Annotated in this window: 16 protein-coding genes; 2 read left to right on the top strand and 14 right to left on the bottom strand. The window is 70.9% G+C overall.

Going from position 1 to position 20388, the window contains the following annotated elements; translation table 11 throughout:
- Positions 1-11 precede the first annotated feature (11 nt).
- From ACWD4G_RS26725 to ACWD4G_RS26680, 10 genes are all read right to left on the bottom strand, one after another.
- A complete protein-coding gene (locus ACWD4G_RS26725; protein ID WP_451297625.1) occupies positions 12-1199 on the bottom strand; it encodes a cytochrome P450 in 1188 nt (395 codons plus the stop codon).
- Positions 1196-2674: an alkaline phosphatase family protein gene (locus ACWD4G_RS26720; RefSeq protein WP_451297623.1), complete on the bottom strand. Its 1479-nt coding sequence runs from the start codon at positions 2672-2674 to the stop codon at positions 1196-1198. Before ACWD4G_RS26720 ends, ACWD4G_RS26725 begins: the two co-directional genes overlap by 4 nt.
- Complete coding sequence (gene eboE, locus ACWD4G_RS26715) at positions 2671-3837, bottom strand: metabolite traffic protein EboE (RefSeq protein ID WP_451297621.1); 1167 nt, start codon at positions 3835-3837, stop codon at positions 2671-2673. Before eboE ends, ACWD4G_RS26720 begins: the two co-directional genes overlap by 4 nt.
- Before the next feature lie 7 nt (positions 3838-3844).
- A complete protein-coding gene (locus ACWD4G_RS26710) occupies positions 3845-4699 on the bottom strand; it encodes a TatD family hydrolase (protein WP_451297619.1) in 855 nt (284 codons plus the stop codon).
- Between the two features lie 2 nt (positions 4700-4701).
- On the bottom strand, positions 4702-5508 hold the full coding sequence (locus ACWD4G_RS26705; protein WP_451297617.1) for an EboA domain-containing protein: 807 nt from the start codon (positions 5506-5508) through the stop codon (positions 4702-4704).
- Between the two features lie 91 nt (positions 5509-5599).
- Entirely contained in the window at positions 5600-6484 is an 885-nt protein-coding gene (locus ACWD4G_RS26700; protein WP_451297615.1) for a sugar phosphate isomerase/epimerase family protein, read from the bottom strand.
- Positions 6485-6515: 31 nt separating this feature from the next.
- Positions 6516-7472: an SCO3242 family prenyltransferase gene (locus ACWD4G_RS26695; protein ID WP_451297613.1), complete on the bottom strand. Its 957-nt coding sequence runs from the start codon at positions 7470-7472 to the stop codon at positions 6516-6518.
- Positions 7473-7601: 129 nt separating this feature from the next.
- Positions 7602-9014, bottom strand: coding sequence for a phytoene desaturase family protein (locus ACWD4G_RS26690; RefSeq protein WP_451297766.1), 1413 nt, complete (start codon positions 9012-9014; stop codon positions 7602-7604).
- 221 nt (positions 9015-9235) lie between these two features.
- Entirely contained in the window at positions 9236-10081 is an 846-nt protein-coding gene (locus tag ACWD4G_RS26685) for an inositol monophosphatase family protein (RefSeq protein ID WP_451297611.1), read from the bottom strand.
- 119 nt (positions 10082-10200) lie between these two features.
- On the bottom strand, positions 10201-11988 hold the full coding sequence (locus ACWD4G_RS26680) for a gamma-glutamyltransferase family protein (RefSeq protein ID WP_451297610.1): 1788 nt from the start codon (positions 11986-11988) through the stop codon (positions 10201-10203).
- Positions 11989-12360: 372 nt separating this feature from the next.
- Between ACWD4G_RS26680 and ACWD4G_RS26675 the strand changes: the two genes are divergently transcribed.
- Complete coding sequence (locus tag ACWD4G_RS26675; RefSeq protein WP_451297608.1) at positions 12361-14361, top strand: RICIN domain-containing protein; 2001 nt, start codon at positions 12361-12363, stop codon at positions 14359-14361.
- A 107-nt stretch (positions 14362-14468) separates the two neighbouring features.
- On the opposite strand, the gene ACWD4G_RS26670 is transcribed toward ACWD4G_RS26675, so the two are convergent.
- Positions 14469-15161 (bottom strand): DUF4232 domain-containing protein, encoded by a 693-nt coding sequence (locus ACWD4G_RS26670; protein ID WP_451297606.1) that lies wholly within the window; start codon positions 15159-15161, stop codon positions 14469-14471.
- 193 nt (positions 15162-15354) lie between these two features.
- Here ACWD4G_RS26670 and ACWD4G_RS26665 point away from each other — a divergent pair, with 193 nt between their 5' ends.
- A complete protein-coding gene (locus ACWD4G_RS26665) occupies positions 15355-16038 on the top strand; it encodes a hypothetical protein (RefSeq protein WP_451297604.1) in 684 nt (227 codons plus the stop codon).
- Positions 16039-16083: 45 nt separating this feature from the next.
- Here ACWD4G_RS26665 and ACWD4G_RS26660 read toward each other — a convergent pair whose 3' ends face one another.
- The 3 genes from ACWD4G_RS26660 to hydA form a co-directional block, all read right to left on the bottom strand.
- Positions 16084-17634 carry an NCS1 family nucleobase:cation symporter-1 gene (locus ACWD4G_RS26660; RefSeq protein ID WP_451297602.1) on the bottom strand — a complete coding sequence of 517 codons (1551 nt, stop codon included), beginning with the start codon at positions 17632-17634 and terminating at the stop codon, positions 16084-16086.
- 204 nt (positions 17635-17838) lie between these two features.
- Positions 17839-18858, bottom strand: a complete 1020-nt coding sequence (locus ACWD4G_RS26655) for a TIGR03842 family LLM class F420-dependent oxidoreductase (RefSeq protein WP_451297600.1) — start codon at positions 18856-18858, stop codon at positions 17839-17841.
- Positions 18859-18898: 40 nt separating this feature from the next.
- Positions 18899-20302, bottom strand: coding sequence for a dihydropyrimidinase (hydA, locus tag ACWD4G_RS26650; protein ID WP_451297598.1), 1404 nt, complete (start codon positions 20300-20302; stop codon positions 18899-18901).
- Between the last annotated feature and the right edge of the window lie 86 nt (positions 20303-20388).

Below are 20388 nucleotides of genomic sequence, written 5' to 3'. Positions count from 1 at the left end.
CCCGTCGCCCCCTACCAAGCGACCGGCAACGCCCGCACCCCGTTGATCGCGTTCATGACCAGCATGGCGTCCTCCGGACGGGCCGTGAGGCGCAGGGCCGGCAGCCGCTCGAAGAGGGCCGGGAGGCCGATCCGGAGTTCCGCGCGGGCCAGGGACTGGCCGACGCACTGGTGGAGGCCGTGGCCGAAGGCGAGATGGCCGGAGGGGTCGCGGCGGACGTCCAGGGTGTCGGGGTCGGTGAAGGCGGCCGGGTCGCGGTTGGCGGCGTGGACGGCCACGACGACCCCGTCACCGGCGCGGATGCGGACGCCGGCCACGTCCACGTCCTCGGTGGCGACGCGCCGCAGCCCGGTGTGGGTCACGGTGAGATGGCGGAGCAGTTCCTCCACGGCGCCCGGCCACAGCTCCGGCTCCGCACGCAGGGCCGCCAGTTGCTCCGGGTCGCGGAGCAGGGCGACCACCGCGAGCGGGACCATGTTCGCGGTCGTCTCATGGCCCGCCACGAGCAGCAGCGAGGCCATGCCGACCGCCTCCGCCGCGGTCACCTCACTGGTGGCCACCCGGTCCCGGGCGAGACGGGAGATCAGATCGTCGGCGGGCTCCCGGGTGCGCAGCTCCAGCAGCTCGCGGAGGTAGGCGTGGAGCGCCTTGCGGGCGGCCAGCATCTCGTCCGGCCCCGAGGTGAGACTGCTGATCTCCTTGGCCTGCTTCTGGAAGAAGTCATGGTCCTCGTAGGGCACTCCGAGCAGTTCGCAGATGGTGAGCGAGGGCAGCGGCAGGGCGTACGACTCCACCAGGTCGGCCTGACGGGCGCCGTCCGCCGTCATCGTGTCGAGCAGTTCGGCGCAGATCCGGGCGACGGCCGGGCGCAGTCGCTCGATGCGGCGGAAGGTGAAGTCGGGGATGAGGACGCGGCGCAGCCGGGTGTGGTCGGGTGGCTCCATCATGAAGAACTGGCCCGGCAGGAGTGGCGGTGGCTGCGGCCGGAAGCCGGGGAAGCCGTCGAGGGTGGCGTCGGCGCTGAAGCGGGGGTCGGCGAGGACCGTGCGGGCGTCCCGGTGCCGGGTGATCAGCCAGGGGCTGTTGTCGCCCCAGACGGTCACCCGCCGGATCGGCTCCTCCGCCTGCCACTTGGCGAACTCGGGAGCCGGGTCCAGCAGCGGGCGTTCGAGGGGGAACGCGGGGTGGACCGTCGTCATTCCGCCGGCCGTCCCTCGGCCCCGTCGCCGCCCTTGCCCGCACCCGGCCCTTCGCTCGCGTCGCCGTCCTCCGCCCCGGCCCGCCCGGCGCCCGCGTCCAGCCCCGCCAGGCTCAGCAGCAGCTCCTTGACCTCGGTCGCGGCGTACCCGTCTCGTGCCAACTCGCCTGTGGAGCACAGCAGTACGGGCCCGTCGTCCGGGTGGGACGGGAGGCGGCCGTGGCTGCCGCTGACGCCGGAGGGGTCCAGCGGGACGGTGCTGATGCGGTAGCGCATCCCGAGCTTCTTGCGGGCCACCTGCCCGACCGCGCGCAGCTTCACCGCGGGGACCGTCTCGTCGTAGAGCAGCTCGGCGGGGTCGTAACCGGGCTTGCGGTGGATCTCGACCTGGCGGGCGAAGTCGGGGGCGTGGTCGTCGTCCAGCCAGTAGTAGTACGTGAACCAGGCGTCGGGGTCGGCGATGGCGACGAGTTCGCCGGAGCGTTCGTGGTCCAGGCCGAAGGCCGCCTTGCCCTCGGCGTCCAGGACCCGTTCCACACCGTCGAGTTCGGCCACGGTCTTGGTGACCGTCTCGATGTCGGCGGGGTCCTTCACATACACATGGGCGATCTGGTGGTCGGAGACGGCGAAGGCCCGCGAGGTCCACGGGTCGAGGTACTCCATGCCGTCCTGGGTGTGGACCTCAAGCAGCCCGGCCCGGCGCAGGGCGCGGTTGATGTCGACCGGACGGGAGGCCGGTGTGATGCCGTACTCGCTGAGCGCGACCACCGTGGCGCCCTCGCTCAGGAAGTGGTCGATCAACGGGCGCAGGGCGTCGTCGAGCCGGCGGGCGCTCTCGATCGTCCGGGGCGAGTCGGGTCCTGAGCGCTGGGGCTCGTAGTCGAGTTGGGGGATGTAGACGAGGGTGAGGTCGGGCTGGTGCTCGTCGAAGATCTGGCGGGCGGCGCCGAGAATCCACTGGCTGGAGGGCATGCCCGCGTTGGGGCCCCAGTAGGTGAACAGGGGGAACGGGCCCAGCCGGTCGGTGAGTTCGTCGTGGAGGGACGGCGGCCAGGTGTAGCAGTCGGGTTCCTTGCGGCCGTCGGAGTAGTAGACCGGGCGGGGGGTGACGGTGAGGTCGACGTCCGCGCCCATCGCGTACCACCAGCAGATGTTGGCGACCTTGTAGTCGGGGACCGCCTTGCGGGCGGTTTCCCAGATCTTCTCGCCGCCGACGAGCGCGTTGTGCTGGCGCCACAGCAGTACTTCGCCGAGGTCCCGGAAGTACCAGCCGTTGGCGACCGCGCCGTGCCCGGAGGGGGTCTCGCCGGTGAGGAACGTCGACTGGACCGTGCAGGTCACGGCGGGCAGTACGGGGTCGAGCCGGGCCCGGAAGCCGCGCTCGCCGAGGGCGGACACCGCGGGCATGTGCTTCAGCAGCTTGGGGGTGAGACCGACGATGTCGAGTACGACGAGCCGGTGGGGTCGGGTGCTCATACGTGCTCCTCCTTGAGGCCCAGCGCGGTCAACCGGTCGCGGGCCCAGGCCAGTTCGGCGGCGATGCCGACGGCCAGGTCGGTGGGGGGTTCGGGGAGGACGGACCAGGTGTAGGTCTCGACCTCGATGTGGTCGCAGTCGGCCGTGGGCCCGCCGAGGAGTCCGGCGAGGACAGCGGTCAACTGGTCCGCGGTGGTGCGCAGCCCGGGTGCGGGCTCGGCGTGCAGCGGGGCGTGGAAGTGGACGCGCCAGGGGCCGCGGTCCGTGGGAAGGTCGCCGTCCAGCGCTTCGGGGAGGTCGTCCACTCCCCTCAGCCCGGGGTCCTCCGCCGCCGGCGCCGTGCGCGTCTGGTGCAGGAACCGGGGCTCGGCCAGCCGCCGGAGCGCGGCCCGCGCGGTGGTGTCGGCCGGGTCGGGGGCCTCGACCGCGCAGGACGCCTGGAGTTTGACGACGGGCAGTCCGGCGTCGGCGAGGCGGGCCAGGGCGGCGGCCGGGTCCTCGAACTGTACGGCGAGATGGCAGGCGTCCAGGCAGACGCCGAGCCGCTCGGGGTCGAGGCCACGCAGCTCCCGTACGGCCTGGGCGGTGGTCTCGACGACACAGCCGGGCTCCGGTTCGAAGGCGACGCGGATACGGCGGCCGGTGTCGCACTCGATCTCCGCGAGCCCGGCGGCGAGCCGGTCCAGGGCGCGGCGGGCGGTGTCGGCGCGCTCGGTGGGCCAGGGGGTGCGCCAGGCCAGCGGCAGGGTGGAGATGCTGCCGCGTTCGATGTCGTCGGGGAGGAGCGCGGCGAGGACGCGGGCGCAGTCGAGGGTGTGGCGCAGCCGGGCCTCGTCGGCCCAGTCGGGGAGGTAGACGTCCTTCTTGACGACCTCGCGGTGGAAGCCGGCGTAGGGGAAGGCGTTGAGGGTGACGGTCTCCAGGCCGCGCGTGGCGAGTTCGGCCTTGAGTCGCTTCAACTGGGCGTCGTCGCCGGTCAGTTGGTGGACCACTCCTCGGGCGAGCCAGAGGCCGATGCCGAGGCGGTCGACGCCGAGGTGTTCGCGTACGGGTTCGGCGTGGGTGGCGAGCTGGGCGATGACGCCCTCAAGGTCCTCGGCCTGGTGGACGTTGCTGCAGTAGCCGAGGTGGACGGGGGTGCCGTCCGGGTGCCTCAAGCGCATGGCGGGCTCACTCCCCGCCGCGGCGGATGGAGTTGCCCTCGAAGCTCGACTGCTCGTCGGGCTTGGGCTCGTCGAGGTCGAGCCGGCCGCTCTGGCCGTAGAAGGCGACCGGGTTGCGCCAGAGCACCTTGTCGACGGTGTCGTCGTCGAAGCCGGCGGCGAGCATCGCGTCGGCGGTCTTGCGGGTCTTCAGCGGGTCCGAACGCCCCCAGTCGGCGGCGGAGTTGACGAGCACCCGCTCCGTGCCGTGCTCCCTGAGGATCTCGACCATGCGGCTCTCACTCATCTTGGTCTTCGGGTAGATCGAGAACCCTGCCCAGCAGCCGCTGTCGAGGACCATGCCGACGGTCAGCTCGTTCAGATGGTCGAGGACGACGAGTTCGGGGGCGATACCGGACTCCCGTACGACGTCGAGGGTGCGGCGGGTGCCGGTGGCCTTGTCGCGGTGCGGGGTGTGGACGAGGGCGGGCAGTTCGTGCTCGATGGCGAGCTGGAGCTGACGGGCCAGGGCCTCGTCCTCCTCCGGGGTCATCGAGTCGTAGCCGATCTCGCCGACGGCGACGACCCTGTCCTTGGCGAGATAGCGGTCGAGTTCGTCGAGGACGGGCGTACAGCGCGGGTCGTTGGCCTCCTTGGGGTTGAGCGCGATCGTGCAGTAGTGCTGGATGCCGAACTGCGCGGCCCGGTACGGCTCCCAGCCCAGCAGGGAGTCGAAGTAGTCGTAGAAGCTCTCCGGTGAGGTGCGGGGCTGGCCGAGCCAGAAGGCGGGTTCGACGAGGGCGCGCACCCCGGACGCGTACATCGCCTCGTAGTCGTCGGTGGTGCGGGACGTCATATGGATGTGGGGGTCGAAGATCCGCACGGTCAGGCCTCTTCCTCGGTGTGCTGGGCGGCGGCGGTGGTGGCGGTCATGTCGTCGAGCGCCTTCAGGGCGCGTTCGGCGGCCTCGCGGCGCGCGGGTACAGTGGCCCGCGTCTCCTCGGTGAGCCGTTCCACCAGGGTGGGCGGGGCGCCGGTGACGCGCCAGACGTCGGCCGGGACGTCCCGTCCGGCGGCGACCCGCTCATGGGCGAAGTCGCCGAGCATCTCGGCGAGTCGGACATCGGCGCGGGTGTCGAGTCCGGCGATCCGGTCGAGGGGGATCTCGCAGAAGACGCACTTCAGGACGGCCTGACGGTATTCGTCGTCCGTGAGCCAGGCGGCCCCGTACGCGCCGAGGGCGGCCTCGATGACGCTGTTGTCGTTGCCGCGCAGGGCCTCGCGGACGAGGGGGAGGGCGCGGTCGTGGAGCAGTTCGGCCGGGTCGCCCGCGGTGTCGTCGGCGTAGTCGCCGTCGAGCAGGGGCAGGGCGCGCAGTACGGCCCGCTGTTCGGCGGGGTCGCCGTGGCGGAAGAGACCGGCCAGTTCGGCGGCGAGTTCGTCACCGGTGAGCGGCAGCGCGACGATCAGGAGGGCTCGGGCGGCCTCGTCGACGGTCCAGTGCTCGTCCAGGCGGGCGGAGCCGCAGCGTCGCCGGGCGGCGGGGAACAGGGCCCGTATCGCGGAGGGCTTGGCGCCGATCCGGGTCACGGCCTCGTCGAGCCAGGCGCGGGCGGCCGGGTCCAGGGGGTGCGAGGCGAGGGCGGTTCGGGGGTCGGGGGGCTCGGAGCCGGGCATGCCGATGGATGCCATGGTGCACAACCTCTTGTGGAGATGGAGTACTTGGGGGGATGAGGTATCGGGGGGATGGCGTACTGCGGGGGGGGGATGAGGGTCTTCTGGATCAGGCCGAGGCGGCGCGCAGGTACTCCAGGGAGCGGCGGGCCACGTCGGGGGCGTCGAGGGAGCCGCCCTGGATCTCGACGGAGACCAGGCCCCGGTGGTCGAGGTCGCCGAGCGCGGTGAGCAGCGGCGGGAAGTCGATCTCGCCGGCGCCGAATTCGAGATGCCGGTGGACGCCGCGCACCATGTCCTCGATCTGGACGTTCAGCAGACGCGGGGCGGCGAGACGGACGCACTCCAGCACGGTCCTCTCCTCGACGCAGTGCGCGTGCCCGATGTCGAGGGTGATGCCGAACAGCTCGTGCCCGCCGACCAGTTCGGCCAGCTCCAGACACCGTTCCACCGTGTCGACGAACATATACGGCTCGGGCTCGAAGGCCAGCGAGACGCCGTACCGCTCGGCGGTCTCCAGGACGGTCTCGACGCCCGCCGCGAGCCGTTTCCACGCGTCCCGCTCTGGCGTGCCGCCCTCGGGCGCGGGCCCGCTGCACAGGTGGACGGTGGGTGAGCCGAGGTCGGCGGCGATGCGTACGGCCCGGCGCAGCAGGTCGATCCGGTGCTCCGCCCCGTCGGACGTCAGCGTCGGCTGGTGCTTGCCCCAGGCGTCGAGGAGATAGGGCGCCCCCGTCTCGACCGTCACATCGAGTCCGTGCCGGGCCAGTTCGCGGGCGACGGCGGCCACGCGCCGGGGCAGGTCGTCGGCGTACGGGTCGAGGTGGCCGTGGTCGAGGGTGAGCGCGACTCCGTCGTAGCCGAGGTCGGCGAGGATCGTGAGTACGTCGCTCAGACGGTGGTTGGTGAAGCCGTTGGTGCCGTAGCCGAACCGGAGGGGTGCGGCCTGTTCGGGGGGTCTGCGCGGCTCGGGGGGTGTGGGGGGCGGGGCCATGCCGACGGTCTCTCCTGCGGAGGTGGGTGGTTCAGGTGGGGGATATGCGTCGGGCGAGCCGTCGCGCGAGGGGGTGGACGATGCCCAGGGCCGCCGCCGCGACGGGGGCTCCGCTCCGGGCGGTCAACGCGGCCTGCAGGGGCATCAGCCCGAGGATTCCGGCACCGACGGCCCGCCGTACGTTCTCCCCCGACGGCTCTCGTACGGCGCGGGCCTGGGCCGCGCCGTAGGTGCCGAGGTAGGCGAGGCAGGCGGCGCCGGCCACGGCGGCCCTGGCCTTGGCGGACCGTCCGACGGCGGCGCCCCGGGCGCGGGGGCCGGTGAGCGCGGTACGGGCGGCCGGCAACGCGGTCGCGAGGGCCGTGGCGGTGGAGGCGGCGAGCGTGGTGGCCGGCAGCTTCGCGGGGGCGCCGGAGATCTCGTGGCGGCTCAGCGCGGTCAGCGTGTACGTGTGGGCGCCGATGAGCGCGGCGGGGACGGCGCCCCGCAGCAGGGCCCTGCCCGTTCCGCCCGATCCGCCGGTACGGCCGTCGCTTCCGCGCCCGGCGACCAGCGCCCCGGCGATGACGTCCAGGGCGCGCGCGGAGCCCATCGCGGCCGGGCCCGCCGGGGTGGACTTGAGCTTCAGGTCGTACGCCCAGACGGCGCCGACGAGCGGAAGCGCTCCCAGGAGGCTGCGGCGGCCCCCGGAGACGGCGGCGAGCCCGAGGCCCCCGGCGGTCAGGGCACCGGCGACGGCGAGTGCGGTGCGGCGCGGGACACGGCCGGAGGGGACGGGGCGTTCGGGGCGTTCGACGGCGTCGACGGCGGCATCTGCGTAGTCGTTGAGGGCCATTCCGGCCCAGTAGATGCACACGGACGAGCCCATGACACCGAGGGTGCGCGCGCTCAGCGGGCGACCGGCGGCGGCCGCGCCCGCGAGGACGTCACCGGGGACGCTCAACGCGGCCGGGGCGCGCACCAGTTGTACGAGGTCTGCGATGTTCATCGTATGCCCGGTGTCGGAGCGGGGTTCCGCTCGCCGATCTTTCATGACCGCAACTTACCTGCGTTATTTGAACATTCAGATGGGAGAATCGTGAAGATCTTCGCCATCCATGGCTTGATTACGACGCTCTTACGTCGCCTGCCGTAGCCTCCGCCACACCGCCTTGGCGGCGTTGTGACCCGACATTCCATGCACCCCGGGGCCAGGCGGGGTGGCCGAGGAGCAGATGAAGACGGCCGGGTGCGGGGTGTGGTACGGGAACAGCGACAGCTTGGGGCGCAGCAGCAGTCGCAGCCCGGAGGCGGCTCCACAGGCGATGTCCCCGCCCACGTAGTTGGCGTTGTGCGCGGCGAGCTGCGGCGGGCCGGCCGTGGCACGGGCGAGCACCCGGTCGCGGAACCCCGGGGCGAACCGCTCCAGTTGCCGTTCGACGGCGTCCGTCAGATCTCCGGTCCAGCCGTTGGGCACATGCCCGTACGCCCAGAACACATGCTTGCCCTCGGGGGCGCGGGTCGGGTCGACGAGGCTGGGCTGCACGGTGATCAGGAACGGCGCGTCGGGGGCGCGGCCCCTGCGGGAGGCGTCGTCCAGCGCGGCGGCGATCTCCGCCTTGCTCGCCCCCACCTGAACCGTTCCGGCGCTGCGCGCCTCCTTGGCCGTCCAGGGCACGGGCCCGTCCAGCGCATAGTCGATCTTGAAGACACTGGCCCCGTACCGATACGACTCGTAGTACCGGCCGAAGCCCGCGATCCGGGCCAGCGCGGTGGGCGAGGTGTCGAAGACATACGCCCGCGCGGGTGGCAGATCATCGAGTCGCTTGACCTCGTAGTCGGTGTGGACGGTGCCGCCGAGGTCCCTCAGATACGCGGTGAGCGCGTCGGAGATGGCCTGGGAGCCGCCCTTGGCCACCGGCCAGCCGGCGGCGTGCGCCGCCAGCGCGAACACCAGGCCGACCGCGCCGGTCGCGAGTCCGCTCAGCGGGGCGATGACATGGGCGACCAGACCGGAGAACAGGGCCTTGGCCTTCTCGTCCTTGAAGCGGCGCATCAGCCAGGTCGAGGGCGGCAGCCCGGCCAGGCCGAACCGGGCGAGACCGACGGGGTCACGGGGCAGCGCGGTCAGCGGCAGCGACATGAAGTCCCGTACCAGGGTGTCCCACCGGGGCAGGAACGGCTGGACCAGTCTGCGGTACGCGCCCGCGTCACGCGGCCCGAACGAGGCTGCCGTCTCCCCCACCGAGCGCGCCAGCACCGCCGCCGAGCCGTCGAGGAACGGATGGGCCATCGGCAGCTCGGCGTGCAGCCACTCCAGGCCGTGGCGGTCCAGCGGCATCGCCTTGAACGCCGGGGAGTTGACACCGAGGGGGTGGGCGGCCGAGCAGGGGTCGTGCCGGAAGCCGGGGAGGGTCAGCTCGGCCGTCCGAGCACCACCGCCCACGGTCTCCTTGGCCTCGAACACCGCCACGGAGAAGCCGCGGCGGGCCAGCTCCACGGCGGCCGTCAGCCCGTTCGGTCCCGCCCCCACCACCACCGCGTCGAGCATCGCCGGCACGTCCGGACCCCTTCGTCAGCCGTTGGCCATTCGGGATCAGGATATGCCCGGGTACGGACAGTGGCCGGGCACCGGGTGGGGATGCGGGCCGAGGCAGCCGTTCCGCTTCGCCGGCGCCGACGAGGCCATGTCGGTGCACGTCCGCGCGACATCGCCGCCGCCGGTGTCCTGCCCCCGTGCCAGGACACCGGTACGGCGATGCGGTTGCTCGGTCAGGCTCCGCCCGCCAGCAGCTCCACCACCCGGCGGGCCGTCGCCTCGTCACGGGCGGTGGTGAACGGAAGCGTGTTGCCGCCGGTTATGCGGAAGGGCTCGCCGGTGAGAGTGCGATGGCTGCCGCCCGCCTCCTCGACGAGGAGCAGTCCGGCCGCGTGGTCCCAGGCGGCCTCCCAGGAGAACGCGGTGGCGTCCAACCGGCCCCGGGCGATGGCCAGATACTCCAGCCCGGCCGAGCCGCACGCGCGCGGGGCGACGCCGTCGGCCCACAGGCCGAGCAGCTCCCGCTTCTGCTCCGGTGTGGTGTAGTCCGGGTGGGAGTGGGCCACTTCGAGGTCGCGGCCGGGCTCCGGGGAACCGGCGCGCAGCGGCTCGCCGTCCAGCGTGGCGCCCCGGCCCCGGATCGCGACGGCGAGTTGGTCGAGGGCGGGCGCGTGAATCCAGGAGGCGAGCAGGACGCCGCCCCGGGCGAGGGCGACGAGGGTGGAGAAGCCGGGATCGCCGTGGACGAACTGCCTGGTGCCGTCCACCGGGTCGACGATCCAGACCGGTGCCTCGCCGCGTATCGCGTCGTACGTCGTCGGGTCGGCGTGCACCGCCTCCTCGCCGACCACGACCGAGCCGGGGAGCAGTCTGGGGAGCGCGTCGGTCAGATACAGCTCGGCCCGGCGGTCGGCGTCGGTCACCAGATCGTGCGGGCCGGCCTTCTGGTCGACCTCGTGCGCGGCGAGCTGACGGAAGCGGGGCATGATCTCCGTGGCCGCCGCCTTGCGCACGGCTTCCTCCACGTCGGAGGCGTGTCGGGCGAGAAACTCGTCGATGGTTTCGTTGTCCTGGAACATGCCCTCATTTGAGCACGCCCCACTGACAATCCCCACCGGCCGGGTGAACACCGCATGGAATCCCGGCGAATCCCGATGAATTCCGACGATTCCGACGAGGGGGAGGGGCGACCGTCGGCTCAGCGGCCCACGGCGTAGCCCTGCATCCCCCGTGGGTTGGCCGCGGCCGACAGCACGCCGGTGGCGGGGTCCCTCGCGACCGCGCACAGGCGTCCCTCGGACCACGCGGGGCCCACGGTGACGTCGTGGCCGAGCCGCCGCAGTTCCCCGACGACCTCCGCCGGCATCCGGGACTCGACGGTGAGGCTGCCGGGGCGCAGGCCGCGTGGGTAGAAGGAGCTGGGGAATCCGTCGTTGTGCCAGTTCGGCGCGTCGATGGCGCCCTGGAGGTCGAGGCCGCCCCGGACCGGTGGGCGCAGGGCGACGGCCAGGAAGAAGTGCGGCTGCCACTGGTCCTGCTGGTCCCCGCCGGGCGTGCCGAACGCCATGACGGGCACCCCGTCCCGCAGCGCGAGCGACGGGGTGAGCGTGGTGCGGGGCCGGCGCCCGGGGGTGAGGGAGTTCGGCAGGCCCTCGTCCAGCCAGGCCATCTGCAACCGCGTGCCCAGCGGAAAGCCCAGCTCCGGCACGACCGGGTTGGACTGCAGCCACCCTCCGCTGGGTGTGGCCGCGACCATGTTGCCCCACCGGTCCACGACATCGAGATGACAGGTGTCGCCCCGGGTGGCCCCGTCGGCGGCCACCTCGGGCTCCCCCGGCACCAGGGACACGGCATGCCCGGCCACGGTGGGCTCACCGACTCCCAAGGGGCTGAAGCGGGGCCCGCCGCCGGCCGCCACGCGCGCGTGGACGCTCATCCGGGGGGTGCGTCCGCCGGGGCTCCCGGGCCGCAGCTCGTACGACGCCGTCCCACCGATGAGCGCCCGCCGCCCCGCGTTGTACTCCTCCGACAGCAGCTCGTCGAGCGGTACCGGCGCCGCGTCCCCGTACCAGGCCTCCCGGTCGGCCATGGCGAGCTTGCAGCCCTCGACGAGGAGATGTACGTACTCGGCGGACCCGTACGCGGGCAGTTCGGGCGGCAGCAGGGCGAGTTGCTGGAGGAAGGCCGGCCCCTGGCTCCAGGCGCGCGCCTTGCACACGGTCCAGCCGTTCCAGTCGTAGGTCGCCGGGGTCTCGTACGACGCGGACCAGCCGGAGAGGTCGGCCGTCGTGAGCGTGCCGCTGTGCCGTTCGCCGCTGGTGTCCATGGTGGGCCGCGCGGACTGTCGTACGAGCGCCTCGGCGATGAAGCCGGACCGCCACACCTCCCGTGCGGCCTCGATCCGGGCCTCGCGGTCCCCCGCCCCCGCGACCTCGGCGAGCAGCCGCCGCCAGGTCGCCGCGAGCGCCGGATTACGGAACGGCTCCCCGGGCCGTGGCGCCTTCCCGCCCGGCAGATAGACCTCGGCCGAGGAGATCCACTCCTCCTCGAAGAGGGCACGCACCGACTCGACCGTCGCCCCGACGTTCTCCACGGGCGCGTGCCCGTCGTCCGCGTATCCGATGGCGTACTTCAGGACGTCGGCCAGGTCCTTGGTGCCGTAGTCGCGCAGCAACAGCATCCAGGCGTCGAACGCGCCCGGTACGGCCGCCGCCAACGGCCCCGTTCCGGGTACGAGTTCCAGTCCGAGGCTCGTGTAGTGCGCGATCGTCGCCCCGGCCGGCGCCACCCCCTGCCCGCACAGCACCCGCACCTCGCCGTCGGCGGTGGCGAGGATGATCGGCACCTCCCCGGCGGGCCCGTTGAGGTGCGGCTCGACGACGTGCAGGACGAATCCGGCGGCCACGGCGGCGTCGTAGGCGTTGCCGCCGTCCTCCAGGACCGCCATCGCCGACTGGGAGGCCAGCCAGTGTGTGGAGGAGACCATGCCGAAGGAGCCTTGCAGGGTCGGACGGGTCGTGAAGTGCACCTCTCACCCCCGGTGTTCGTTCGAGTGCGTCGACCGGCCCATCCAACCTCACCGCGGGCCGTGGGAGGAACGCGGGAGCACCGCCGCCGTCATCAAGTCCATGGGCAGCGGTATCAGCTGACTCGGGGTCAACCCACCACCAGACACACAGGATTCAACGAGAAACGACAGAACCGTTGACCCGTTATCGCCCGGCGTCTACTTTCTGACCGATCAACCGACCGGCGACCGAAATACCGAACACCCGTGGCCGCCAGGCGGGTTCCTCAGCCCCTCTCCCCAGAGCCGTTCCCCTCCCGCACGTCCCCCATCCCCCTCTGGAGAAACCGCATGTCCTCTGCCACCACGCGAAGATGGGCCCGCCGTATCGCCGCCCAGGCCCTCGCCGTCGGTCTCGCCCTCACCGGCCTGGCGACGGTCGACCGCCCGGAGGCGTCGACTCCGCTCACCGCCGAGCCGGCCGCCGTGAGCACCGACCAGATCGATGTCTCGCCGCCGCCGATGGGCTGGGCGTCCTGGAACAGCTTCTTCAGCAGCATCGACCACACCGTGATCAAGCAGCAGGCCGACGCCCTGGTCTCCTCCGGCATGGCCGACGCGGGCTACGAGTACGTCAACCTGGATGACGGCTGGTGGCAGGGCGAACGGGACGCGGACGGCAACATCGTCGTCGACGAAACGCTGTGGCCGGGCGGCATGGAGGCGATCGCCGACTACATCCACAGCAAGGGCCTCAAGGCCGGCATCTACACCGACGCGGGCAAGGCCGGCTGCGGCTACTACTACCCCACCACCCGCCCCGCCGCGCCCAACACCGGTATGGAGGGCCACTACCAGCAGGACCTGGAGACCTTCCAGCGCTGGGGCTTCGACTACGTCAAGATCGACTGGTGCGGCGGCCGGGTCGAGGGCCTGGACCAGGAGACCACCTACAAGCAGATCGCCGCCGCCAACGAGGCCGCGACGGCCGTCACCGGCCGCAAACTGGTCCTGTCGTTCTGCGAGTGGGGCACCGGACTGCCCTGGAACTGGGCCACCGGCTACGGCGACCTGTGGCGCACCAGCCATGACGTGCTCCTCTACCAGGAGACCCCGGGCCTGACCAAGCTGTACCGCAACTTCGACGAGGCCCTGCAGCCCGCCGCCCACCACACCGGCTACGTCAACGACCCCGACATGCTGATGGTGGGCCTGAGCGGGATGACCGCCGCCCGCAACCGGCTGCACATGAGCCTGTGGTCCATCGCCGGCGCCCCCCTGCTGGCCGGCAACAACGTCGCCACGATGACCACGGAGACCCGCGACATCCTCACCAACCCCGAGGTCCTCGCCGTCAACCAGGACCCGCGCGGACTGCAGGGCGTCAAGGTCGCCGAAGACACCCGCAACCTGCAGGTGTACGGCAAGGTCCTCTCCGGCACCGGCAAGCGCGCGGTGATGCTGTTCAACCGCACCAGCGCGGCCGCGAACATCACCGTCCGCTGGGCCGACCTCGGCCTGACCTCGGCCTCCGCTTCCGTGCGCAACGCCTGGACCCGCACCGACGCCGGATCGTTCACCACCGGCTACACCACCTCCGTCCCCGCCAACGACGCCGTCCTGCTGACCGTCTCGGGCACCGAGGCCTCCGGCACGACGTACGAGGACACCACCACCGCCACCACCCCGACGTTCAGCAACGTCACCGGTTCATCGGCGGGCACCAAACTGGTCGACATCACCTACGCCAACGGCGGCACCACCGCCCGCAAGGCCACCATCCAGGTGGGCGGCCAGTACAAGTACGTCGTCGCCTTCCCGCCGACCGGCTCGGCGAGCACCTACCGCACCGTGTCCGTCCTCGCCCACCTGGCCAAGGGCGCCAACACCGTGAAATTCGCGGCGGTCTCCGGCAGCACCGCCCCCGACATCGACGCCCTCCGCGTCCAGAACATCCCCGGCACCGACGGCACCGCCCTCGTCGGCTCCGCCTCGGGACGCTGCGCCGACATCGAGAAGAACACCTACATCGACGCCACCCAGGCGCAGATCTGGGACTGTTCCGGCGGCCGCAACGAGACCTTCACCCACACCTCGCGCAGCGAACTCGTCGTCTACGGCAACAAGTGCCTCGACGCCGACAACAACGGCACCACCAACGGCACCAAGGTCATCATCTGGCCCTGCACCGGCGGCACCAACCAGAAATGGACCGTCAACACCGACGGCACCATCACCAACAACCTCTCCGGCCTCTGCCTGGACGCCTCCGGCGCCGCGACCGCCAACGGCACCAAGCTGATCCTGTGGACCTGCAACGGCCAGAACAACCAGAAGTGGACCCTCAACTGAGGCCCGTCAGGTTCTCCTGACGTCGCGGCCGACGACCCAGCGGATTCCGGCAACCGGGGCACCGGTTGCCGGAATCCGCCGTCGACAAGGGCCAGGACCCGGACGCGTCAGCCCTGCCCCGAGACCTTCTCCCACGCCGTCACACCCAGTCGTCCGGTGTTGCCGAGGTCGATCCCGCCGTCGGGGGTCACGATCTCGGACGGTCTGCCCTCTGCCGGAGTCACCTTCAGATAGGGCGCGTCGACGGCGGGGGTGTTTCCCTCGGTGACCGTGTTGCGCCAGGCCAGCACGGTCTTCGCCGACTCGCCGGACTTCAGGGTCACGGGCACCGGTCCGGGATCGGGCACGCCCGTGGTGATCTGCTCGGTGCCCTTGAGGACACGTACGTCGACGGGTTCGCTGTCCGAGTCGAGGAGTTGGAGTTCGGGGTAGCCGTCGAGGGTGTATGTCCCCGTACCGCAGTTGGTGAGGGTCACACGCATCGCGCGCAGACCCATCGCCGCCTCGACGGGCTCGGGCCGGATGCGCGCGCCGGAGCCGGGGCAGGCGGTGGCCGCTGAGGAGTCCGTCGGCACATCACCGTAGGGCAGGTCCAGGTCGGACACCGAGACGTCCGGCAGGTCCGAGGGCCATGTCCCGGCCGCCGGCGTCCCCGTGGGCGTCGCGCTCGCGAAGGACTCGGCGCGGGCCGGGTCGCGTTCCCGCTCGATCTCGGCCGACAGACCACAGCCGGTCACGGTCATGGCGAGCACCGCCACCGGCATCGCACGGCTCCACCCACGGCCAGTTGTCGGGATCATGAGCCGATCATCACACGCACCCCGGGCGGAACGTGGGAGTCCGCGGAAGAGGCACGCCCACTGTCGAACACGGGTGCCCGTCACCGCGTATACACAGAGCGAGGTCGCGCTTTCGCCTCACAGAGAGTCGTGTGACACTTGCGTACCCCCACCGGCCCGGCGGTACAGCCGCCTCGACCCCGAGAAGTGCGCCGTGCGTGATCTTCGTGATCTTCCTCTGCCGCTCGCCCTCACCGCGCGCCTGTCGCCGGTCGTCGTACTCGCCGCCGTCGGCTGGGCGATGTCGTCCGGCCCCCTCGCCGCGAGCCCGGCCGGGAACGACTCCGCGCGGGAGACGGAGTCCGGGTCGGTCTCCACCTCCGAGTCCACGCCGTCGACCTCGACGGCCGCCACCACGACGTACGCGAAGGCACCCTCACCCTGCTCCGCCATCACGGAGAAAACGGTCAAATCCCTTGTTCCCGGCGCCAAGGCGGCCGGCAAGGAGATCGCGTCGACCAATGAGTCCGTACGGCGCACCTGTTCCTGGAACGCCCTCAAGGGCTACGACTACCGCTGGCTGGACGTCTCCTACGAGATTCACGAAACGGACGAGAAGGCAGAAACCACCTACAAGGAGCGCATCGCCGAGAAGAGCGGCGGCGGGGCCGTTCCCGGTGTCGGTGACGCCGGGTACTCCGTCGTGAACCTCACCACCGAGGACAAGCAGCAGACCCGCGAGGGGATCGTGTACATCCGGCTGTCGAACGCCATGGTCGTCGTCACGTACAACGGCAGCGACTTCGAGTCGAAGAAGGCGCCGAGCACGGACGAGATCAACGAGGGCGCCATCAAGGCGGCGAAGGAGGCGGCGGCCACGCTGGAGAATTCCGGGTGAGGACAAGCCTCCGGAGAAACCTCCGGCGAGTGGCCGCCGGCCCACCTACTTGGCCGCGACACTCTCCTTGTGGCCGGCCATCAGCGCCACATACAGCACCATCGACGCGGCGAGACCCACCGCCCAGCCGTAGTCGGCGAGCGGCTTGAGGAACGGGATGAGTCCGTCCGCGGGGAACGGGCCCGACGACACGCCGTCCGCGGACACCGTCGAGTACGAGCCGCCGACCGCGAGCACACCACCGACCACGAAGGCCGCTATCGCCCGCCAGTTCCAGCCGGACGAGTACCAGTACCGTCCGCCGGGCGTGTACAGGTCCGCCAGGTGCAGCACCGTACGGCGGATGATCCAGTAGTCGGCGATGAGGATGCCCGCGACCGTGCCGAGCAGTCCGCCGACCACACCGAGCCAGGTGAAGATATAGAACTCGGGCGTCGAGATCAGCTCCCACGGGAAGATCAGGATGCCGACGACACCGGTGATCAGGGCGCCCGTACGGAAGTTGATGAACTTCGGCGCGAGGTTCGCGAGGTCGTACGCCGGTGAGACCACGTTCGCCGCGATGTTGACGGAGATCGTGGCGACCAGCACGGTGATCAGGGCGAAGAGCAGACCGAAGACGTTGTCGGCCTTGGCGGCGAGCGTGACCGGGTCCCAGATGGCCTCGCCGTAGACGACCTCCGAACCCGAGGTGACCAGGACGGCGAGGATCGCGAAGAGGGTCATCGTGGTCGGCAGGCCGAGGGACTGGCCCCAGGTCTGTGCCTTCTGGCTGGCGCCGAAGCGGGTGAAGTCGGGGATGTTCAACGACAGGGTGGCCCAGAAGCCGATCATGCCCATCAGCGACGGGAAGAAGACCGGCCAGAAGTCCGGGCCCCAGCCGAGCTTCGAGGGCTGGTCGAGCAGCGCGCCGAAGCCATCGGCCTTGACCGCGATCCAGACCAGCAGCACCAAGGCGCCGACGATCACGAAGGGCGCGGCCCAGTTCTCGAAGTGGCGCAGGAAGTCCATGCCCCGGTAGATGATCGCGATCTGCAGCGCCCAGAAGAGGAGGAAGCAGAGCCACAGCGGCCAGGGGTTGCCCCAGACCTTCCCCGCCGTCTCCCACTCACCGCCGGTGAGCTTGGAGCCCAGGGCGAAGATGCCGCTGCCGCCGATCCAGGTCTGGATGCCGAACCAGCCACAGGCCACGGCCGCGCGGATCATCGCCGGGATGTTGGCACCGCGCAGCCCGAAGGAGGCACGGGCGAGCACCGGGAACGGAATGCCGTACTTCGGTCCCGCGTGCCCGGTGGCCAGCATCGGCAGCAGCACGATGACATTGGCCAGCGCGATCGTGAAGACGGCCTGCTTCCAGTCCATACCGAGCGCGACCAGCCCGGAGGCCAGGGTCCAGCTGGGGATGCAGTGCGCCATGGAGATCCACAGCGCCGCGAAGTTGTACGTCGTCCACTTGCGCTCGGAGACCGGTACGGGACGCAGGTCCTCGTTGGCGAAGGGACTGTCGACGGGGAACGCCTCGGGGGCCAGCTCGATCCGGCCGGACGCGTCGGCGGGCTGGGCTATGGCTGACCCCGTGGGTGCTGTTTCGGTCATGGGCAGGCCAATCATGGGAGACGGGACGGGGAGTACGAAAGGCCGTGCGGAGGCCTTGGGCCCCTCCCCGGGGACGGCCGGGGAGGGAGTCAAGGTGTGGGGGTCGTCTCGGAGGAGCGGAGAGGGATGGACGGTCGGTTCCGGGCGGTCGGTTCGGATGGCCAGGGGATTGTGCCAGAGGGATACGTGGCACGAAACCCCAGCTCAGCCGTTGACCGCCGGGATGACCGTGGTGCCGTAGGCGTCGATCACCCGCTCCTGGGCGTCGTGCATGTCGTACACGGCGAACTGGTCGACGCCCAGCGCGCGCAGTGCGTTGAGCTTCTCGATGTGCGCCTCCGGGGTGCCGATGACGCAGAACCGGTCGACGATCTCGTCGGGTACGAACGCGGTGTCGGGGTTGTCGGCACGTCCGTGATGGGAGTAGTCGTACCCCTCGCGGGCCTTGATGTACTCCGTCAGCTCCTCCGGTACGGCGGCGGAGTGCTCGCCGTACTTGGAGACCAGGTCGGCGACATGGTTGCCGACCATCCCGCCGAACCAGCGGCACTGTTCGCGCGCGTGGGCCAGCGCCTCGGGCGAGTCGTCCTCGGTGACATACGCGGGGGCGGCCACGCAGATCTTCACCTCGGACGGATCACGTCCGACGGCGACGGCCGCGTCCTTGACCGCCTTGACCATGTACTCGGTGAGATAGAGGTCGGAGAGCTGGAGGATGAAGCCGTCGGCCTCCTCCCCCGTCATCTTCAGCGCCTTCGGCCCGTACGCGGCCATCCAGACCGGGAGTTCGGCGCCCTCCTTGATCCAGGGGAACTTGATGACCGTGCCGCCGAGGTCGGCCTCTCCCCCGCTGCCCAGCGACCGGATGACCTTCATCGCCTCGCTGATCCGGGCCAGGGTGTTGGGCTTGCGGCCCGCGACCCGCATCGCGGAGTCGCCGCGGCCGATGCCGCAGACCGTACGGTTGCCGAACATGTCGTTGAGCGTGGCGAAGGTGGAGGCGGTGACCTCCCAGGTACGGGTGCCCGGGTTGGTGACCATCGGGCCGACCGTCAGTTTGCTGGTCCGGGACAGGATCTGGCTGTAGATGACGAACGGCTCCTGCCACAGCACCGCCGAGTCGAAGGTCCAGCCGTGGGTGAACCCGTTGTCCTCGGCGCGCTTCATCAGTTCGACGACGCGCGAGGCCGGTGGGTCGGTCTGCAGGACGAGTCCGAAGTCCATGTACTCCGCTCCTAGATGTGCCTGGATGGCCAGTTTCGGCCTAGTTGAGGTACTGACAGGTGGAGCGGGGCGTGTAGACGCCGTGTCCGGCGTGGCCGGTGTACTCCCGCTCGGTGATGACGAGTTCGCCGCGCGAGAGGACCGTCTCGACCCGGCCGGTGATGCTTTTGCCCTCGTACGCCGAGTAGTCGACGTTCATGTGGTGGGTCTCGACGGACAGGGTCTGCTCGGCGTGCGGGTCGTAGATGACGATGTCGGCGTCCGCGCCCGGCGCGATCGTGCCCTTCTTCGGGTACATGCCGAACATCCGGGCCGGGGTCGCGCAGGCGATCTCGATCCAGCGGCGCCGGGAGATGTGCCCGTCGACGACGGCCTGGTGGAGGAGGTCCATCCGGTTCTCCACCCCCGGAAGGCCGTTGGGGATCTTGGAGAAGTCGCCGCGGCCGAGTTCCTTCTGCCCGACGAAGCAGAAGGGGCAGTGGTCGGTGGAGACCACCTGGAGGTCGTTGGTGCGCAGGCCCTGCCACAGCTTGGCCTGGTGCTCCTTCGGCCTGAGCGGGGTCGAGCACACGTACTTGGAGCCCTCGAAGTCGGGCTCCGCGAGGTTGTCCGTGGACAGGAACAGATACTGCGGGCAGGTCTCACCGAAGACGGGGAGCCCCTCGTCGCGTGCCTTGGCCAGCTCGGCGACCGCCTCCATCGCCGAGACGTGCACGACATACAGGGGGGCGCCGGCGACCTGGGCGAGCTTGATGGCCCGGTGGGTGGCCTCGGCCTCCAGCAGGGCCTTGCGGACCTCGCCGTGAAAGCGGGGGTCGGTCTCGCCGCGCGCCAGCGCCTGTTCCACCAGCACGTCGATCGCGATGCCGTTCTCGGCGTGCATCATGATCAGGCCGCCGTTCTCGGCGGAACGCTGCATGGCCCGCAGGATCTGGCCGTCGTCGCTGTAGAAGACACCCGGATAGGCCATGAACTGCTTGAAGGAGGTCACGCCCTCCTCCACCAGCAGATCCATCTCCTTGAGCGTGTCCGGGTTCACGTCCGACACGATCATGTGGAAGCCGTAGTCGATCGCGCAGTTGCCCTCCGCCTTGGCGTGCCAGGCGTCCAGGCCCTCGCGCAGGGTGTGGCCCACGCTCTGCACCGCGAAGTCGACGATCGTGGTCGTACCGCCCCAGGCCGCCGCCCTGGTGCCGGTCTCGAAGGTGTCGGAGGCGAAGGTGCCGCCGAAGGGCAGCTCCATGTGGGTGTGGGCGTCCACGCCGCCCGGGATGACGTATTTGCCGGTGGCGTCGATGGTGTGGTCGGCGGTCCAGGCTTCGGCGGCGGGGGTGCCTGCGGCAGCGAGGGCGGCGATGCGGCCGTCCTCGATCAGGACGTCCGCATGCAGTTCGTCTGACGCGGTGATGACGAGACCGCCGCGAATTAGAGTACGGCCGCTCATTCGGTCACGCTCCGTTCGGTTGTGGTCGAGTGCGGGTCGTCTTGGGCTGGTCGCGCCCACGCGGCGGAGCCGCATGGTGTGACAGC

It is taken from the genome of Streptomyces sp. NPDC002643 (assembly GCF_053592555.1).
Note: the sequence above shows the minus strand (reverse complement) of the source record. Positions and strands in the feature narration are given on the sequence as shown.

Bases quoted from the DNA above. Each gene is read 5' to 3' on its own strand.
- ACWD4G_RS26680 (WP_451297610.1), bottom strand. From the start codon at position 11,988: ATGGTCTCCTCCACACACTGGCTGGCCTCCCAGTCGGCGATGGCGGTC.
- ACWD4G_RS26695 (WP_451297613.1), bottom strand. From the start codon at position 7,472: ATGAACATCGCAGACCTCGTACAACTGGTGCGCGCCCCGGCCGCGTTG.
- ACWD4G_RS26675 (WP_451297608.1), top strand. From the start codon at position 12,361: ATGTCCTCTGCCACCACGCGAAGATGGGCCCGCCGTATCGCCGCCCAG.
- ACWD4G_RS26700 (WP_451297615.1), bottom strand. From the start codon at position 6,484: ATGGCCCCGCCCCCCACACCCCCCGAGCCGCGCAGACCCCCCGAACAG.
- eboE (WP_451297621.1), bottom strand. From the start codon at position 3,837: ATGCGCTTGAGGCACCCGGACGGCACCCCCGTCCACCTCGGCTACTGC.
- ACWD4G_RS26720 (WP_451297623.1), bottom strand. From the start codon at position 2,674: ATGAGCACCCGACCCCACCGGCTCGTCGTACTCGACATCGTCGGTCTC.
- ACWD4G_RS26655 (WP_451297600.1), bottom strand. From the start codon at position 18,858: ATGGACTTCGGACTCGTCCTGCAGACCGACCCACCGGCCTCGCGCGTC.
- ACWD4G_RS26660 (WP_451297602.1), bottom strand. From the start codon at position 17,634: ATGACCGAAACAGCACCCACGGGGTCAGCCATAGCCCAGCCCGCCGAC.
- hydA (WP_451297598.1), bottom strand. From the start codon at position 20,302: ATGAGCGGCCGTACTCTAATTCGCGGCGGTCTCGTCATCACCGCGTCA.
- ACWD4G_RS26725 (WP_451297625.1), bottom strand. From the start codon at position 1,199: ATGACGACGGTCCACCCCGCGTTCCCCCTCGAACGCCCGCTGCTGGAC.
- ACWD4G_RS26690 (WP_451297766.1), bottom strand. From the start codon at position 9,014: ATGCTCGACGCGGTGGTGGTGGGGGCGGGACCGAACGGGCTGACGGCC.
- ACWD4G_RS26670 (WP_451297606.1), bottom strand. From the start codon at position 15,161: ATGATCCCGACAACTGGCCGTGGGTGGAGCCGTGCGATGCCGGTGGCG.
- ACWD4G_RS26685 (WP_451297611.1), bottom strand. From the start codon at position 10,081: ATGTTCCAGGACAACGAAACCATCGACGAGTTTCTCGCCCGACACGCC.
- ACWD4G_RS26705 (WP_451297617.1), bottom strand. From the start codon at position 5,508: ATGGCATCCATCGGCATGCCCGGCTCCGAGCCCCCCGACCCCCGAACC.